This window comes from Citrobacter sp. 21OH12SH02A-Citro (genome assembly GCF_027919895.1).
GTDB lineage: Bacteria > Pseudomonadota > Gammaproteobacteria > Enterobacterales > Enterobacteriaceae > Citrobacter > Citrobacter braakii.
In genome coordinates this window covers 2,401,732-2,418,899 of sequence record NZ_CP114801.1, presented here as the reverse complement: position 1 = coordinate 2,418,899, position 17,168 = coordinate 2,401,732, and the positions used below count along the sequence as shown (strand labels likewise).

At 52.6% G+C, this 17,168-nt stretch carries 14 protein-coding genes; 9 read left to right on the top strand and 5 right to left on the bottom strand.

Annotated elements, in window-relative coordinates:
* Nucleotides 1-38: 38 nt before the first annotated feature.
* Both O6D90_RS11690 and O6D90_RS11685 read left to right on the top strand, forming a co-directional pair.
* The gene (locus O6D90_RS11690) at nucleotides 39-1,433 is read left to right on the top strand and encodes a GntP family permease (RefSeq protein WP_196615732.1); all 1,395 of its coding nucleotides are present in this window, start codon (nucleotides 39-41) and stop codon (nucleotides 1,431-1,433) included.
* Between the two features lie 11 nt (nucleotides 1,434-1,444).
* On the top strand, nucleotides 1,445-2,215 hold the full coding sequence (locus tag O6D90_RS11685) for a 3-hydroxybutyrate dehydrogenase (RefSeq protein ID WP_016156541.1): 771 nt from the start codon (nucleotides 1,445-1,447) through the stop codon (nucleotides 2,213-2,215).
* Between the two features lie 47 nt (nucleotides 2,216-2,262).
* Here the strand turns inward: O6D90_RS11685 and O6D90_RS11680 are convergent, their stop codons facing one another.
* Nucleotides 2,263-2,694, bottom strand: coding sequence for an OsmC family protein (locus tag O6D90_RS11680; RefSeq protein WP_016156542.1), 432 nt, complete (start codon nucleotides 2,692-2,694; stop codon nucleotides 2,263-2,265).
* A 227-nt stretch (nucleotides 2,695-2,921) separates the two neighbouring features.
* Between O6D90_RS11680 and sra the strand changes: the two genes are divergently transcribed.
* From sra to O6D90_RS11665, 3 genes are all read left to right on the top strand, one after another.
* Complete coding sequence (sra, locus tag O6D90_RS11675) at nucleotides 2,922-3,062, top strand: stationary-phase-induced ribosome-associated protein (protein ID WP_016153103.1); 141 nt, start codon at nucleotides 2,922-2,924, stop codon at nucleotides 3,060-3,062.
* 179 nt (nucleotides 3,063-3,241) lie between these two features.
* Entirely contained in the window at nucleotides 3,242-4,939 is a 1,698-nt protein-coding gene (gene maeA / locus O6D90_RS11670) for a malate dehydrogenase (protein WP_016153104.1), read from the top strand.
* Nucleotides 4,940-5,248: 309 nt separating this feature from the next.
* Nucleotides 5,249-6,964: an ABC-F family ATP-binding cassette domain-containing protein gene (locus tag O6D90_RS11665; protein ID WP_016156543.1), complete on the top strand. Its 1,716-nt coding sequence runs from the start codon at nucleotides 5,249-5,251 to the stop codon at nucleotides 6,962-6,964.
* Between the two features lie 139 nt (nucleotides 6,965-7,103).
* On the opposite strand, the gene fdnI is transcribed toward O6D90_RS11665, so the two are convergent.
* From fdnI to fdnG, 3 genes are read right to left on the bottom strand one after another with little or no spacing between them, the layout of a single operon-like run.
* Nucleotides 7,104-7,760 carry a formate dehydrogenase-N subunit gamma gene (gene fdnI, locus O6D90_RS11660; protein ID WP_016153106.1) on the bottom strand — a complete coding sequence of 219 codons (657 nt, stop codon included), beginning with the start codon at nucleotides 7,758-7,760 and terminating at the stop codon, nucleotides 7,104-7,106.
* Nucleotides 7,753-8,637 (bottom strand): formate dehydrogenase N subunit beta, encoded by an 885-nt coding sequence (gene fdnH / locus O6D90_RS11655; protein ID WP_016156544.1) that lies wholly within the window; start codon nucleotides 8,635-8,637, stop codon nucleotides 7,753-7,755. Before fdnH ends, fdnI begins: the two co-directional genes overlap by 8 nt.
* Nucleotides 8,638-8,650: 13 nt before the next feature.
* Entirely contained in the window at nucleotides 8,651-11,698 is a 3,048-nt protein-coding gene (fdnG, locus tag O6D90_RS11650) for a formate dehydrogenase-N subunit alpha (protein ID WP_085951054.1), read from the bottom strand.
* 287 nt (nucleotides 11,699-11,985) lie between these two features.
* Between fdnG and yddG the strand changes: the two genes are divergently transcribed.
* The 3 genes from yddG (at nucleotide 11,986) to O6D90_RS11635 (ending at nucleotide 14,945) form a co-directional block, all read left to right on the top strand.
* The gene (gene yddG / locus O6D90_RS11645) at nucleotides 11,986-12,867 is read left to right on the top strand and encodes an aromatic amino acid efflux DMT transporter YddG (protein WP_016156546.1); all 882 of its coding nucleotides are present in this window, start codon (nucleotides 11,986-11,988) and stop codon (nucleotides 12,865-12,867) included.
* A 459-nt stretch (nucleotides 12,868-13,326) separates the two neighbouring features.
* Nucleotides 13,327-14,421, top strand: a complete 1,095-nt coding sequence (ompD, locus tag O6D90_RS11640) for a porin OmpD (protein ID WP_016156547.1) — start codon at nucleotides 13,327-13,329, stop codon at nucleotides 14,419-14,421.
* 143 nt (nucleotides 14,422-14,564) lie between these two features.
* Nucleotides 14,565-14,945 carry a GFA family protein gene (locus O6D90_RS11635; RefSeq protein WP_087121860.1) on the top strand — a complete coding sequence of 127 codons (381 nt, stop codon included), beginning with the start codon at nucleotides 14,565-14,567 and terminating at the stop codon, nucleotides 14,943-14,945.
* Here the strand turns inward: O6D90_RS11635 and O6D90_RS11630 are convergent, their stop codons facing one another.
* Nucleotides 14,946-16,433, bottom strand: coding sequence for an MFS transporter (locus tag O6D90_RS11630; protein WP_016156548.1), 1,488 nt, complete (start codon nucleotides 16,431-16,433; stop codon nucleotides 14,946-14,948).
* Between the two features lie 117 nt (nucleotides 16,434-16,550).
* On the opposite strand from O6D90_RS11630, the gene O6D90_RS11625 reads away from it, so the two are divergent.
* Entirely contained in the window at nucleotides 16,551-17,129 is a 579-nt protein-coding gene (locus O6D90_RS11625; protein ID WP_016153113.1) for a TetR family transcriptional regulator, read from the top strand.
* The last annotated feature ends 39 nt before the right edge of the window (nucleotides 17,130-17,168 follow it).

The following is a 17,168-nucleotide window of genomic DNA, read 5'->3' as shown; positions in this document are numbered from 1 at the left end:
CTTTCTGTACCCCACTATAACAATGATATTGAGGAGTCATGATGAGTGTATTAATCGCCCTGGCAGCGTTGGGCCTGCTGATGCTGGCAGCCTATCGCGGATATAGCGTCATCCTGTTTGCCCCCATCGCGGCATTAGGTGCTGTATTGCTCACCGAACCCAGCGCCGTCGGCCCTGCCTTCACCGGCCTGTTTATGGAGAAAATGGTCGGTTTTGTGAAGCTTTACTTCCCGGTGTTCTTACTGGGCGCTGTGTTTGGCAAGTTAATCGAGTTATCGGGTTTTTCTCGCTCCATCGTTGCCGCCGCCATCAACATTCTCGGGCGTCGTCACGCCATCCCTGTGATTGTGCTGGTGTGTGCACTGTTGACCTACGGCGGCGTATCGCTGTTCGTGGTGGCATTTGCGGTGTATCCATTTGCAGCGGAGCTGTTCCGTCAGAGTAATATTCCGAAGCGCCTGATCCCGGCCACCGTTGCGCTGGGCGCGTTTTCCTTCACCATGGACGCTCTGCCAGGCACGCCGCAGATCCAGAACATTATTCCGACTAGCTTCTTTGGAACTAACGCCTGGGCCGCTCCCTGGCTGGGTTTGATCGGCTCTCTGTTTATCATCGTTGTCGGTCTGGTTTATCTCGAGCGCCAGCGTCGTAAAGCGCAGGCAAAGAATGAAGGGTACGGCACTGAACTGTTAAACGAGCCGGAAACGCCGGATAACATTAACCTGCCGAACCCGATAATTGCTATCTCTCCGCTGATCCTGGTTGGCGTTTTTAACCTACTATTTACCCACTGGATCCCGCAATGGTATGGCGCTACGCATCAACTGGAACTTCCGGGCCTTGCCAAACCGATTACCACCGAAGTCGGTAAAATCACCGCTATCTGGGCGGTAGAAGCGGCGCTGATTTCTGGGATCCTGCTGGTGGTGCTCTTCGGCTATCGCAACATTAAAGGTCGCCTGGCGGAAGGGAGCCGAACGGCGGTTGGCGGCGCGATCCTCGCGGCCATGAACACCGCATCAGAATACGGTTTTGGCGCAGTGATCGCCGCCCTGCCAGGTTTCCTCGTGCTGTCAAAAGCGCTGGCGGCCATTCCCGACCCACTGCTCAATGAGGCTATCAGCATCACCACGCTTGCCGGGATCACCGGCTCGGCGTCTGGCGGGATGAGTATTGCCCTCGCCGCCATGTCTGACACTTTTATTGCCGCCGCCCATGCCGCCAATATTCCCCTCGAGGTCTTCCACCGCGTGGCGTCAATGGCCAGTGGTGGTATGGATACCCTGCCACATAACGGTGCGGTCATTACCCTGCTGGCCATAACCGGTCTTAGCCATCGTCAGGCGTACGGCGGGATATTCGCCATTACCGTAATTAAAAGTCTGGCCGTGCTGTTTGTTATCGGCGTCTTCTACACCACCGGAATTGTTTAAGGAGAATCATCATGAACTTAACGGGAAAAACCGCTCTGGTTACCGGCTCTACCAGCGGTATTGGATTAGGCATCGCACAGGTGCTGGCGCAAGCGGGCGCTACCCTGATCCTTAACGGATTTGGTGATGTGGAAGCCGCCAAAGATGCCATTGCACAATATGGCAAAACGCCAGGCTATCATGGCGCGGACCTGAGCGATGAAGCGCAAATTGCCGACATGATGCGCTATGCCGATAGCGAATTTGGCGGTGTGGATATTCTGGTCAACAATGCCGGGATCCAGCATGTTTCACCGGTGGAGACCTTCCCGGTTGATAAATGGAACGCGATTATCGCCATTAACCTCTCTTCTGTCTTTCACACCACGCGCCTGGCGCTTGCCGGCATGCGTACGCGTAACTGGGGACGCATCATCAATATCGCTTCTGTTCATGGCCTGGTGGCCTCAAAAGAGAAATCCGCCTATGTGGCGGCGAAGCACGGCGTGGTGGGATTAACCAAAACCATTGCGCTGGAGACCGCGCAGACGGGTATTACCTGCAATGCGCTGTGCCCCGGTTGGGTGCTTACGCCGTTGGTCCAGCAGCAAATCGATAAACGTATTGCCGAAGGCGCTGAGCCTGACGCCGCGCGTGACGCCCTGCTGGCGGAAAAACAGCCGTCGCGCGAATTCGTCACGCCGCAACAGTTGGGTGAGCTTGCGCTATTTTTGTGCTCAGACGGGGCGTCGCAGGTGCGTGGTGTGGCGTGGAATATGGATGGCGGCTGGGTGGCGCAATAAAGATATCTGGTGCCGGATAAGACCCCGTCGCATCCGGCACACCTTCTTTACGATTTTAACTGATAATCCAGCGTGATTTCCGCGTTCAGTACCTGTGATACCGGGCAGCCGGCTTTTGCTTTCTGGATGATGCCGTCAAACGTGGCGGCATCTATCCCCGGGACGCTCACCTGACTGTGGAGCGCGACTTTGGTGATAGCAAATCCGGCATCCACTTTATCCAGAGAAACATCGGCAGTGGTATCAATGGCATCTGGGGTAAAACCCGCTTCGCCCAGCATGAGCGAAAGCGCCATTGAGAAGCAGGCTGCATGCGCCGCGCCAATCAACTCTTCAGGATTGGTGCCTTTCGCCCCTTCAAATCGGGTGTTAAACCCATAGGGTTGCTGATTCAACACCCCACTTTCGGTCGATACGGTACCTTTACCGTGCTTAATGTCGCCTTCCCAGTGTGCCTGACCTTTCTTATGGATAGTCATTACCGTTCTCCTGTGTTGTCGTTGGAGTTACAAGTATAGGACGGCTGAGAAAAAGCATGGCACATACGGGATAGTTCTCATTTGCCGCTTAAGCATTGACCTTTCAGCTTAAATGACCGACCATCCAGAAAGCCGCTATTTTCAACATCGGCTTTCTATCAGGTTGTATTTCGTCCGTTCTCATACGGACTCGCCCTTGAAACCAGTAACAGGATTAAGGAGTTAGAATGAAATCGAACCGTCAGGCCCGTCATATTCTCGGACTGGACCACAAAATCTCAAATCAACGTAAAGTCGTGACCGAAGGTGACAAAACCAACGTGGTCAATAATCCTACCGGAAGAAAGCGCCGCGCTGACGCCAAATAGCCTTTCGCACGTCTGACTGAATAACGAGATAAACACCATTGCAACCGCAGTGGTGTTTTTGCTTATAAAACCCCTTAACCCATTCACAATGCTTTATACTTCGGCCGTTTCCCTGGCGGACAGGCCACATACGATCATAAAGAGTGCCAGGGACGGTTATTCAAAAAAGAGTGAGTGACATGGAAAACGAAACTAAAAAACTGCGTTCCCTTTACATCCCCTACGCTGGCCCGGTTCTGCTGGAATTCCCTTTACTGAATAAAGGGAGTGCTTTCAGTGCGGAAGAACGCCGTAACTTCAACCTGCTGGGGTTACTGCCGGAAGTGGTCGAGACGATTGAAGAACAGGCTGAACGCGCCTGGATCCAATATCAGGGATTCAAAACCGAAATCGATAAACATATTTACCTGCGCAACATCCAGGACACCAACGAAACCCTGTTTTACCGCCTGGTGCATAATCACCTTGATGAGATGATGCCAGTTATCTATACCCCAACGGTCGGCGCGGCCTGTGAGCGTTTCTCCGAGATTTATCGTCGCGCGCGCGGCGTGTTTATCTCTTATCAGAACCGCCACAATATGGACGATATCCTGCAAAACGTTCCTAACCACAATATCAAGGTCATCGTTGTCACCGATGGGGAACGTATTTTGGGTCTTGGCGATCAGGGGATCGGCGGGATGGGTATTCCAATCGGTAAACTGTCGCTGTATACCGCGTGTGGTGGGATCAGTCCGGCCTACACCCTGCCGGTGGTACTGGACGTCGGAACCAACAACCAGCAACTGCTCAACGATCCGCTGTATATGGGCTGGCGTAATCCGCGTATCACCGATGATGAATACTACGAATTTGTCGATGAATTCATCCAGGCCGTGAAGCATCGCTGGCCGGACGTGCTGTTGCAGTTTGAAGACTTCGCACAGAAAAACGCCATGCCGCTGTTGACCCGCTATCGCGATGAAATTTGCTCGTTTAACGACGATATTCAGGGTACCGCTGCGGTAACCGTTGGCACGCTGATTGCGGCCAGCCGTGCGGCCGGTAGCCAGTTAAGCGAACAGAACATTGTCTTCCTCGGGGCAGGTTCCGCCGGTTGCGGAATTGCCGAGCAGATCATCGCGCAAATCCAGCGTGAAGGTTTAAGCGAAGAAGCGGCGCGTCAACGCGTGTTTATGGTCGATCGCTTCGGCCTGTTAACCGATAAGATGCCGAACCTGCTCTCTTTCCAGACCAAACTGGTGCAAAAACGCGAAAATCTGCAGCACTGGGATACGCAAGAAGATGTGCTGTCGTTACTCGATGTGGTACGCAACGTTAAGCCGGACATCCTGATTGGTGTTTCCGGACAGACTGGCCTGTTTACCGAAGAGATCATTCGCGAAATGCATAAGCATTGCCCGCGTCCGATCGTCATGCCGCTGTCTAACCCGACTTCCCGCGTAGAAGCCACGCCACAGGATATTATCGCCTGGACCGAGGGTAACGCGCTGGTTGCGACCGGTAGCCCGTTCGCACCGGTACTGTGGAAAGAGAAAATCTATCCCATTGCCCAATGTAACAATGCCTATATCTTCCCGGGAATTGGTCTGGGGGTAATTGCTTCTGGCGCATCGCGTATCACCGATGAAATGCTGATGTCGGCCAGTGAAACGCTGGCGCAGTATTCACCGCTGGTGCTTAACGGCGAAGGACTGGTGTTACCTGAGCTGAAAGATATTCAGACCGTTTCCCGCGCCATCGCGTTTGCCGTCGGTAAAATGGCCCAGCAGCAAGGCGTGGCGGTGAAAACCTCCGCCGAAGCGCTGCAACAGGCGATTGACGATAACTTCTGGCAGGCAGAATACCGCGACTACCGTCGTACCTCTATCTGACGGTTTGCCCGGCGGCACTCTGCTGCCGGGCGCTCAGAACTTGCGTGACTGCGTGACTTACGATTACACTTTCACCATCGATTAACATTTGGAAAATAATAAGGAGGATACTTATGCTGTACTGTGAACGTTTTATCGTTTCACATGCTTTTGGCGATCGCCAGTGCTCAAGCGTTATCGGTATCGTGCTGCGATAACTTCTGCTTGAGCGAAGCTAACTTCTAAATCCCCTTCTCTCGGGCTTACCGGGTTATCGTCAGCGATGTTTGACGAGGCGTTTTTACGCCTGTAACTCTTGAGTAAGCAACAATGAGCACATTACTAACCGCACAATCCTTACACGTTGATACGGCATTCGGCACGCTATTCGACGATCTTTCCTTTACCCTGAAAAAAGGCGACCGCATCGGGCTTATCGGTTACAACGGCTGCGGCAAAAGCACGCTGTTAAAACTGCTCGATGGCACAATTTCGCCGACCAGTGGGGTTATCGCGCAGGCAAATCACTGCCATCTCGCCCGTGTAGAACAACATCTGCCTGACGAAATATTGCCACTCACGCTGCAGGAAGCCGTTCTGGCTCAACTGCCCGAGCATGAACGCGCAGGTCAGCAGTGGCGAGTTGAAGCACTGCTCGCCGAAATGGGGTTCACGCCGGAGAATTTATCTCTGACAGCACACACGCTGAGCGGCGGCCAACACACGCGTCTGTTATTGGCGCGGGCGCTGATGCGAAACCCTGACCTGCTGCTGCTGGATGAGCCGGGTAACCACCTGGATCTGCCAACATTACTGTGGCTGGAACAGTTCTTACAAAACTGGTCTGGCAGTTTTGTGGTGGTTTCCCACGACCCGCAGCTGTTAGACGCGGTGACTCACGGAACCTGGATCCTGCGCGATCGAACTCTCCATGCCTTCGATCTGCCCTGTAGCGCGGCGCGTCAGGCTCTGGCAGAAAGAGACATCAGCGATGCTCTGCGCCATAAGGCTGAGCAAAAGGAGATAGACCGGGTGACCGCCAGCGCCAAACGGCTGGCTACCTGGGGGCGGGTCTACGACAACGAAGATCTTTCCCGCAAGGCCAAGCAGATGGAAAAGCAGGTACAGCGCCTGAAAGAGGTACAGACTGAAGTGACGTCAGGAAGTCAGTGGACACTAACATTGCAGGGAGATGCCCTGCGTGCGGATCGTTTGCTGGAGATGACTAATCTGTCCGTGGCCCCTGCTCCCGACGCCGATACGCTGTTTTCCATTGCCGGTCTCCGGTTAAAAAGCGGCGATCGCGTGGCGATTGTCGGGCGCAACGGTTGTGGGAAATCATCGTTGTTAAGGCTTATCTGGCAACAGTTTCACTCACAACTGGCATCACCTTCACTGGTGTTGCACCCGCGCGTTACGTTGGGGTATTACGACCAGACGCTGCACCAACTCGCAGATAACGATTCGTTATTTGACGCGCTGGAGCCGTTTGCTCCGCAGCCTGATATCCGCAAAATGGCGCTGATTAGCGCGGGTTTTCCGTGGGTTCGTCACGCGCAGCGGATCAGTTCCCTAAGCGGCGGTGAGCGCTCCCGGCTGCTGTTTGTTGGGCTAACGCTTGCGCGCTACAGCCTGCTGATGCTCGATGAACCGACCAACCATCTGGATCTGGAAGGTAAAGAGGCGTTGGCAGAAACGCTGCAAAGCTATAACGGCGGCGTGTTGTTGGTCAGTCACGACCGTCAGCTTATTAGCCAAAGCTGTAACCGGTTTTGGTTGATCGACAACGGCGAACTCAGTGAATGGCACGATCTGGACGCGGTCAATGCGCGTATTCGGGAAACATCCTCGGAGATAACCGTTCCCAAAACGGTGGTCGATGCGAGAGCCGAAATAAACGGTGACAGCGATGGATTGCTGGAACAACTTCTTGAGCTGGAGCAGCGTCTGGCTGACGATCTTGCCCGCAAGCCGAAACATCAAAAGCCGCTGTTACAGGCGCAATGGCGTGAGGAGATTGAGCGCCTGAACTCACAACTGGAGTAAACCGTATTGCCGGATGGCAGGCCTACATCAGCAAAATGCGCGTGTAGGCCCGTCATCCGGCTTATCAAAACATGACATTTTTTTGGCAAAAAAATGGCGCTACTGGTGTAGCGCCATTACGATCAGGGCACGTCAGGAGTTAGTTAACCCCTTCCTCGCTCTCTTTTTTCGCTTCTTGTCGTTCAACTTCGCGATACCAGCGTGGGTGATGTTTCTTCGCCCAGCGACGGCTCACTTTCCCTTCGACCATGCCTTTAATCGATCCTTTCACCCAGAATGCCATATACATGTGGATGAGGATGGCGTGCATCAGGATAATCCCCGCAGCCGCATGGATAAGCAGGCTATAGCGCACGACCTGCATCGGGAAGAACTGCGCAAAGTACGGACGCCAGATAATGATGCCGGTAATCAGCAGCACGAAAATCATGCTCATGATCGACCAGAACATCATTTTCTGTCCGGCATTGTACTTACCCACGTCCGCCACTTTGTGTTCATTGCCTTTCAGCACTTCCACAATATTTTTCAGCCACGGGATATCTTTTTTATCCGGGATGTTGTGGTGAACAAAGCGTACAAACATGAACATCAGCGCCACGAAGATCAGCAGTCCGAAGAACGGGTGCAAAATGCGCCCCATCTGCGGCGTACCGAAGGTCTGCGTCAGCCATTGCAGAGTCGGGAAGAAAAACGAAATCCCCGACAACGCCACCAGGAAGAAGCAGATCACCACCGTCCAGTGACAGGCGCGGTCGATAAACTTCGTGCGCACAATCATTTTCGACTTACTCATGATGATCCTCCTCGTCGTCGTCCACTTCCTTATTCGGACCGATACCAATGTAGTGGTAAATCAGTCCGGCGAAGGTGGCGATAAATCCGGCAGCGGCCAGCGGTTTCAGCGCCCCTTTCCACAGATTGATAGAGGTATCGATCTGCGGTTCTTTCGGCAGGCCGTGATACAGCTCCGGCTGGTTGGCATGATGCAGAACGTACATCACGTGCGTGCCACCCACACCTTCCGGGTTGTAAACACCGGCATGTTCATAACCACGTGCTTTCAGTTTTGCCACTCGCTGTTCGCCCATTTCCAGCATTTCCTGCTTGGTACCGAAATGGATTGCCCCGGTCGGACAGGTCTTCACGCAGGCAGGTTCCTGCCCGACGCTGACGCGGTCCACACACAGCGTACATTTATACACGCGGTTATCCTCTTTATTGAGGCGCGGAATATTAAATGGACACCCGGCAATACAGTAGCCGCAGCCAATGCAGTGCTCTGACTGAAAATCAACAATCCCGTTGGCGTACTGGATGATAGCCCCGGCAGACGGGCATGCCTTCAGGCAGCCCGGATCTTCACAGTGCATACAGCCGTCTTTACGAATCAACCACTCGAGCTTGCCGTTCTGTTCGGTTTCGGTAAACCGCATCACCGTCCAGGACTTGGCGCTAAGATCGGCAGGGTTGTCATACACCCCGACGCAGTGGCCGACTTCATCGCGGATATCATTCCACTCTGAGCATGCCACCTGACAGGCCTTACAGCCTATACAGGTGGAAACGTCGATCAGCTTTGCGACCTCAGCTTTGTAATCACGGGCCTGAGGCGGCGGCGTGATGGCGTTTGTTGCGGACCGTTTGATGATGTCCTGCGTTTCCATAGACATATGTTCGCCTCCCTTACGCCTTCTCGATGTTAACTAAAAACGCTTTGTATTCCGGCGTTTGCGAGTTTGCATCACCGACATTCGGCGTCAGGGTGTTGGCGATATAGCCTTTACGCGCGACTCCTTCAAAGCCCCAGTGGATCGGGATCCCAACCGTTTCAACCTGCTGACCGTTGACGTGCAGAGTACGCAGACGACGGGTAACCACGGCAACTGCGCGAATAAATCCACGCTTGCTGCTAACTTTGACGTGATCGCCGTTGGAGATCCCCTTCGCTGCCGCCAGCGTTTCGCTGATTTCCACAAACTGCTCTGGCTGGGCAATCGCATTCAGCAAAGCGTGCTTGGTCCAGGTATGGAAATGTTCGGTCAGACGATAGGTCGTCCCGACGTACGGGAAGTCCTGTTTCGTGCCCATGCGTAACTTATCCGCTTCGTACAGACGCGCTGCCGGGTTGGAGATCACGTTCGGATGCAGCGGGTTCGTACCCAGCGGCGTTTCCATCGGCTCGTAGTGTTCCGGGAACGGACCTTCCGCCATCTTATCGATAGCGAACAGACGACCCAGCCCTTCCGGCTGCATAATAAACGGATTGGTGCCACTGCCCGGTGCTGCGGTGTTGAAGTCCGGGATATCGTTCCCCGTCCACTTCGTGCCGTTCCACTGGATCAGCATGCGTTTTGGATCCCATGGTTTACCTTGCGGGTCCGCCGAAGCGCGGTTATACAACACGCGACGGTTTAACGGCCATGCCCAGGCCCAGCCCAGCGTATTACCGAGACCTGACGGGTCGGCGTTATCGCGATTGGCCATCTGGTTGCCCTGCTCGGTCCAGCTACCGGTATAAATCCAGCAGGACGATGACGTAGACCCATCATCGCGCAGAAGCGCAAAGCTGCTGAGTAACTGGCCTTTCTTCGCAACCAGCACACCGTTGGCATCATAGAGGTCTTCCAGCGCATAGCCGTTGTTCTCTTTTGCCACTTCCTCGGAGTGCGGTTCGTCCGGCTGCTTATAGTTCCAGCTCATTTTCAGCACGGGTTCAACGGCTTTACCACCTTCAGTGCGATACATGTCGCGCAGACGGTGATAAATACCTGCCAGAATTTCGCCGTCGTTGCGGGCTTCACCCGGGGCATCCTGACCTTTCCAGTGCCACTGCAGCCAGCGACCGGAGTTGGCGATGGAGCCGTCCTCTTCCGCAAAGCAGGTGGATGGCAAACGGAAGACTTCGGTCTGAATAGAAGCCGGATCAACGTCGTTTGATTCGCCGTGGTTCTGCCAGAACGTTGAGGTTTCAGTCACCAGCGGATCGATAACCACCAGATACTTCAGTTTGCTCAGGCACTGCACCACTTTGTTTTTGTCCGGGAAGGACGCGACCGGGTTAAAGCCCTGGCAGATGTAGCCGGTGACTTTCCCGCTATCCATCATGTTGAAGTATTTGATGACGTCGTAGGACTGATCCCACTTCGGCAGCCACTCAAAGCCCCAGTCGTTTTCTTTCTGCGCGGCATTGCCGTAGAAAGATTTCATCAGGCTGACGAAGAATTTCGGGTAGTTGCCCCAGTAGTTCACCTGATCGGCCAACGTCGCTTTTGGCGTGTTAGCGGCCAGATAGGTTTGCAGATCGGCCTGTTTCTCTGACGGCAGCGTCAGGTAGCCTGGCAGACTGGTAGAGAGCAGCCCTAAGTCGGTTAAACCCTGAATGTTGGAGTGACCGCGTAAAGCGTTGACCCCGCCACCTGCCATCCCCATGTTGCCGAGCAGCAACTGGATCATCGCCATGGTACGGATGTTCTGCGCCCCGACGGTATGCTGTGTCCAGCCCAGCGCATACAGGAACGTGGTGGTGCGGTCCGCTGCGCTGGTGGAAGCCAGCACTTCGCAAACTTTCAGGAAGTCTTCTTTTGGCGTACCGCAGATGTTTTCCACCACATCCGGCGTGTAGCGGGAAACGTGCTGTTTTAGCAGATTCCAGACACAACGGGGATGGCTTAACGTTTCATCGCGTTTCGCGTAGCCGTTTTCATCGAACTGGTAGTTCCAGGACGATTTATCGTATTGGCGTTTTTTCGCGTCGTAACCGCTGAACAGACCGTCTTCGAAAGCAAAATCATCCCGCACCAGCAGGCTGGCGTTGGTGTAATGCTTAACGTATTCAGCGTTGATTTTGTTGTTTTCAATCAGATACAGCAAGACGCCGGACAGGAACGTAATGTCCGTGCCGGAACGAATTGGCGCGTAAATATCCGCTACCGAGGCTGTACGTGTAAAACGGGGGTCAACAACAATTAGCGTGGCATCATTGTTGTTTTTAGCTTCCATCGCCCAGCGGAATCCCACCGGATGTGCTTCAGCGGCGTTACCGCCCATCACCATCACGACGTTGGCGTTTTTAATATCAACCCAGTGGTTGGTCATCGCACCGCGACCAAATGTTGGAGCAAGACTTGCTACCGTTGGTCCGTGTCAGACGCGCGCCTGGTTGTCTACTGCCAGCATGCCGAGTGAGCGCACAAATTTTTGCGTCAGCATGCCGGTTTCATTACTTGCCGCAGATGCGCACAGCATCCCGGTAGAAAGCCAGCGGTTTACCGTTACGCCCTGCTCATTCTTCTCAATAAAGTTGGCGTCGCGGTCAGTTTTCATCAGCTTCGCGATACGGGTGAAAGCCTCATCCCAGCTGATACGCTGCCATTTGTCGGAGCCTGGAGCGCGATATTCCGGGTAACGCAGACGGTTTTCACTGTGCACGTAATCCAGTAATCCTGCGCCCTTAGGGCATAATGCCCCACGGCTCACCGGATGATCCGGATCCCCTTCAATATGGTAAATCGACTCTTTGGCGTTTTTTGCTCCATCTCCCAGGCTATACATTAATAGCCCGCAACCTACGGAACAGTATGTGCAGGTGTTTCGGATCTCTTTGGCGCGCAACAGCTTATAGTTTCGCGCCTGAGCCAGTGCCATTTTGGGTGCAAAACCCAGAGCGGCTACTGTTGTTCCCGCCATACCGCCCGCGCAGATTTTAAAAAATTGTCTGCGGCTGACGTCCATTGCTTTCCTCTTTTTTGCAGGGATTCGTACAGGAAATCTCTCAAATTGCGCCAGCGCGGCATGATTGAAAGATGACATGTACAACTTCGCGACGAAACTATCAGCTATATCCATATTTTTTTTGCGTCAAATCAATAACGAAACGGTTCCGCTACTAAATAGTGCACTTCGCTTAACCTTTGTACCCATAAGGGAGTAGACAAAAGGGAATTAATTAGCGCGCTACGGTGTAAAGGTGCTATACATTTCAGCTTAATTTTTGCCAGTACCATGGACAGACAATCAGCATGACAAAACAAAAAGCAACGTTAATTGGGCTTATTGCCATCGTGCTCTGGAGCACGATGGTCGGGCTTATTCGTGGGGTAAGCGAAGGACTGGGGCCGGCAGGCGGCGCGGCGATGATTTTTACATTAAGCGGCCTGTTGCTGATATTTACCGTCGGATTCCCAAATATCAGAAAAATTCCTGTGCGATATTTAATCGCCGGTAGCGTGCTTTTTGTTAGCTATGAAATATGCTTAGCGCTGGCCCTGGGCTATGCCGCCACTCGTCACCAGGCTATTGAAGTCGGTATGGTCAATTATCTCTGGCCAAGTCTGACAATATTATTCGCCATCTTATTTAATGGCCAAAAAACAACCTGGTTGGTGATTCCCGGATTAATCATCGCATTGACCGGGGTTTGTTGGGTGTTGGGGGGCGAAAACGGCCTGAATCCTGGAGAAATTATCAGTAATGTTGCCAGCAGCCCGCTTAGCTATTTCCTCGCCTTTCTCGGCGCTTTTATCTGGGCAACGTATTGCACGGTGACTAATAAATATGCAAAAGGTTTTAACGGCATCACCGTGTTCGTTTTACTAACGGCGGCAAGTTTGTGGGTTTACTATTTTATTACGCCTCAACCGGAAATGGTTTTCAGCACTTCGGTGACGATTAAAATGTTCACTGCAGCATTAACGTTAGGATTTGCCTATGCCGCGTGGAATATTGGCATTTTGCATGGCAACGTGACCGTTATGGCCGTCGGGTCTTATTTTACTCCGGTGCTCTCCTCTGCGCTGGCCGCAGTGTTGCTCAGCGCCCCGCTGTCACTATCCTTCTGGCAAGGAGCGCTGATGGTCTGCGCGGGGTCTCTGCTTTGCTGGCTGGCAACGCGCCGTGCCTGAAAAAAAGTCGGGTTTTATCACAAACAAATAAAATCCGGCTATACTTTAGACAATTTAATGAATAATAATTGTTCATTCCACTGCGGTTTATGTTTATATTTGTTTAATTAAATGTTAAATATATGAAAATTAATTAACACCCGAAAGTATTACTCGGTCATCTATATCTCTTCACATGTATATATTACACCTGAGAAACTAACGCCATTTAAATCATAGCCTGCACAATAGTTCCCCATGTAAATATACCCATTCCGATCTGTCACATATTAAGATTAATACAATCAGCTATATTATGTAGATCTGGATCACACAACTTCAAATATTTCGCAATATTATGAAACTTATTATTGAACTTATACCACTGCGTCATTTAAAAATGGTTTGCCATTGACGAACCCCTTCGTTTAGCAATGGTTTAGGAAACACACCAAGAAATAATTATAAGGATTATTTAGAATGAAACTTAAATTAGTTGCAGTGGCAGTGACTAGCCTGTTGGCGGCAGGTGCGGTAAACGCAGCTGAGGTATATAACAAAGACGCAAACAAACTGGACCTGTACGGTAAAGTTCACGCTCAGCACTACTTCTCTGACGATACCGGCAGCGATGGCGACAAAACTTACGCGCGTCTGGGCTTCAAAGGCGAAACTCAGATCAACGACCAACTGGTTGGTTTCGGTCAGTGGGAATATGAATTTAAAGGCAACCGTTCTGAAAATCAGGGTTCCGACAAAGATAAAACCCGTCTGGCATTCGCTGGTCTGAAATTCGCTGAATACGGTTCTTTCGACTACGGTCGTAACTACGGCGTAGCTTACGACATCGGCGCATGGACCGACGTCCTGCCAGAGTTCGGTGGCGATACCTGGACCCAGAGTGATGTCTTCATGACTGGCCGTACTACTGGCGTTGCAACCTACCGTAACACCGACTTCTTCGGTCTGGTCGAAGGTCTGAACTTTGCCCTGCAGTACCAGGGTAAAAACGATCGTAGCGACGACAAAGAAGCTAACGGCGACGGCTTCGGTCTGTCTACTACCTATGAGTACGAAGGCTTCGGCGTAGGTGCAGCCTATGCGAAATCTGACCGTACTGACTCCCAGAACAACCACAGCGGTCAGTTCAAAGCTGACGGTAAGAACGCTGAAGTTTGGGCTGCTGGCCTGAAATACGATGCGAACAACATCTACCTGGCAACCACCTACTCCGAAACCCGTAACATGACTACCTTTGGTGGTACTGTTAACGGTACTGAGATCATCGGTATTGCAAATAAAGCACAGAACTTTGAAGCTGTTGCTCAGTACCAGTTCGACTTCGGTCTGCGTCCGTCCGTTGCTTACCTGAAGTCTAAAGGTAAAGACATCAACGGTTACGGCGACCAGGATCTGGTTGAATACGTAGACCTGGGTGCTACCTACTACTTCAACAAAAACATGTCCACCTTCGTTGATTACAAAATCAACCTGCTGGATGACAACAACTTCACAAAAGCTGCCGGTGTAAGCACCGACAACATCGTTGCTGTTGGTCTGAACTACCAGTTCTAATTTTGTTGTAGTCTGAATACAAAGCCAGTCCTTCCAGGGCTGGCTTTTTCTCTTAATGTAGACTCGGTCATAAGGAGTATGCCGTGCAGACATTCACTGGTCGTTGTCTTTGCGGGCAGAGTCATTTTACCGTCGACGTCGAAATGCTGGATGTCTATGCCTGTCATTGTACGCTGTGCCAGAAGTGGTCAGGTGGCATCGCTATGTATCTGGAAGCCAGCGCTCAGCCGCTGATGTCGCCAGATTCAGCAGAACCTTCGCACTTCCCATCTTCAAATCGTGGTGAACGTTTCTTCTGTTCCGGTTGCGGGTGCCCGCTGTGGTTTACCCTAACGGGCAGCGATCGTTATTTTGTGCCGTGGACGCTACTGGAACTGAATGAGGTGGATCGCCGCCGCCTGGTTTTAGCGGCAGAGATCTATACGGAAACACAGCCTGCGTTCTGGAGGCTGACGGGGCAATACGCTCGACTGAGTGGGAAAGAAGTCGAAGAGATGGATTACCCCTGTCATTTAGCCCATTAGTTATTGACGCTGTACCTTTGCCAGACTGAACCACATTCCTACCGCTAATACGATAAGCATGCTGCCGGCGCTGCTTAAGGCTACGCTGTGCGACCAGGTAAAGGCTTCTTTAGCAGCCGACAGCAACGCCTCACTCAGCGACGACGGGAGCGAGTGCGCCAGTTGCACCGCCTCCCCCATTGACGATGAGGCTCGTTCTATCTCCTGTGGGTTAAGTCCGACAGGCAGCAGAATCGAGGCTGAAAAGCTACGGCTCAACAACAAACCAAAGATAGCGATCCCAAGCCCGGCCCCCAGTTCATAAGCCATTGTCTCAATGGCGCCCGCGGCTGCGGCTTTTTCTGCCGGGGCTGCCGCCATGATAGCCGCCGTTGAGGCCAGCAGCGCACTGGCGGCGCTGAAACCGAGCAAAGCCATTAATATCCAGGCTTGAATCTGCTGAGTACTGAAATCTGTCATCGCCAGGCCGTAAAAACTGACGGCGCTAAGCGCCATACCCGCCGTTGCCACACAACGTAATCCCAGGCGTGACACCAGCATACCGGCAATGGGTCCGCTGAAGCCGCTTGCCAGCATCACCGGCAGCATAAACAGTCCCGCCTGATACGGTGTTAAACCATGAACAAACTGTAGCTCCTGAGCCATCAGTAACTCGAAACCCACCAGAGTTATCATGGCGGTCATCGCCATCACAACGCCGCTTAAGATGATGCGATGCGTGAACAGACGCATATCAATCATCGGGCGGGAAGCAGCGAGCTGAATGCGGACAAACTGCCACAACAGTAACGCGCCGGTTAACAGCGTCAACGTAATGGCAACGGTCGCCGTATGCCCTTTCAGCGCGGTTTTAGCGCTGTAAACCAGCAGCAGAATGGCGACAATCAGCATTATTGCATGACCGAAATTTAACGATTGATCGCGACGTCCGGCCTGGCGCGGCACTAAACGTGCGGTTAAGGCCATCACCACCAGGACAATCGGTACATTAATTAAGAATACGGATCCCCAGTAGAAGTGCTCCAGCAGCATTCCACCAACCAGTGGGCCAAATGCCGCACCGCCGGAACCCACGGCAGCCCAGACACCGAGCGCCATATTGCGATGCCGTTGCTCAGCGAATGTGGCGCGAATACCCGCAAGCGTTGCCGGAACAATCATCGCCGCCCCAATCGCCAATACGGCCCGGGTGGCAATCAGCCAACCCGCGCTGTGGGCAAAGGCAGCGGCCAGCGATGCGAGGCCAAATAATCCGCCCCCTAACAGCAGCAGACGTTTAAAGCCAATACGATCGCCCAGCGCGCCCATTGGCAATACCATTCCGGCCATTACCAGAGAATAAATATCAATGATCCACAGCAGCTCGTTACCACTGGCACCCAGCGTCATACTCAGCGTGGGCGCGGCAACGTGCAGCACCGTTGCATCAATCGCAACAGGGATGTAGACCAGTACAATAATGACTAACGTTAACCACTGACGAAACATAAAACTCCCTAACGAAACTGAAACTGGACACGTGTCCAGCTTTAGCGATCCTACGGAAATTTGAACGTATGTCCAATTTTTTGTTAGACTGCGTGCTATACGGGTACAGGAGGAAAGATGAGCTATCTGAATCGGGACGAACGTCGGGAAGTTATTCTGCAAGCGGCCATGCGTGTCGCGCTTGAGGAAGGATTTACTGCGATGACGGTGCGGCGTATTGCCACGGAAGCGCAGGTGTCCACCGGGCAGGTACACCATCACTTTACCTCTGCGGGTGAGTTAAAATCCCTCGCTTTTGTGCAACTGATACGGACCCTTCTGGATGCCGAACAGGTCAGTGATAACGCCAGCTTCCGCGAACGACTGCATGCCATGTTGGGCAGTGAAGATGGCGGGTTCGAACCCTACATTAAACTGTGGCGTGAAGCGCAGGTTCTGGCGGATAAAGATCCGGAAATCAAAAGCGCCTACCTGCTAACCATGCGGATGTGGCATGAAGAAACCGCCGCTATCATCACTCAAGGACAGAGTGCAGGTGAATTCTCAGCAATACCGGATGCGGCCGAGGTGGCCTGGCGCTTAATCGCATTGGTTTGCGGCCTGGATGGCATCTATGTCTTAGGCATTGAGGAAATGGCCGACCCTGCATTCGAACGCCATTTGGATCGTATGATTACGTTAGAGTTAGTTAATTGATGTTATAGATGAATTAATAATACATCTTTTATTTTTACA

Excerpts from the sequence above, each read along its gene's own strand:
- O6D90_RS11690 (WP_196615732.1), top strand. The coding sequence starts at position 39 with ATGATGAGTGTATTAATCGCCCTGGCAGCGTTGGGCCTGCTGATGCTG.
- O6D90_RS11685 (WP_016156541.1), top strand. The coding sequence starts at position 1,445 with ATGAACTTAACGGGAAAAACCGCTCTGGTTACCGGCTCTACCAGCGGT.
- O6D90_RS11680 (WP_016156542.1), bottom strand. The coding sequence starts at position 2,694 with ATGACTATCCATAAGAAAGGTCAGGCACACTGGGAAGGCGACATTAAG.
- sra (WP_016153103.1), top strand. The coding sequence starts at position 2,922 with ATGAAATCGAACCGTCAGGCCCGTCATATTCTCGGACTGGACCACAAA.
- maeA (WP_016153104.1), top strand. The coding sequence starts at position 3,242 with ATGGAAAACGAAACTAAAAAACTGCGTTCCCTTTACATCCCCTACGCT.
- O6D90_RS11665 (WP_016156543.1), top strand. The coding sequence starts at position 5,249 with ATGAGCACATTACTAACCGCACAATCCTTACACGTTGATACGGCATTC.
- fdnI (WP_016153106.1), bottom strand. The coding sequence starts at position 7,760 with ATGAGTAAGTCGAAAATGATTGTGCGCACGAAGTTTATCGACCGCGCC.
- fdnH (WP_016156544.1), bottom strand. The coding sequence starts at position 8,637 with ATGTCTATGGAAACGCAGGACATCATCAAACGGTCCGCAACAAACGCC.
- yddG (WP_016156546.1), top strand. The coding sequence starts at position 11,986 with ATGACAAAACAAAAAGCAACGTTAATTGGGCTTATTGCCATCGTGCTC.
- ompD (WP_016156547.1), top strand. The coding sequence starts at position 13,327 with ATGAAACTTAAATTAGTTGCAGTGGCAGTGACTAGCCTGTTGGCGGCA.
- O6D90_RS11635 (WP_087121860.1), top strand. The coding sequence starts at position 14,565 with ATGCTGGATGTCTATGCCTGTCATTGTACGCTGTGCCAGAAGTGGTCA.
- O6D90_RS11630 (WP_016156548.1), bottom strand. The coding sequence starts at position 16,433 with ATGTTTCGTCAGTGGTTAACGTTAGTCATTATTGTACTGGTCTACATC.
- O6D90_RS11625 (WP_016153113.1), top strand. The coding sequence starts at position 16,551 with ATGAGCTATCTGAATCGGGACGAACGTCGGGAAGTTATTCTGCAAGCG.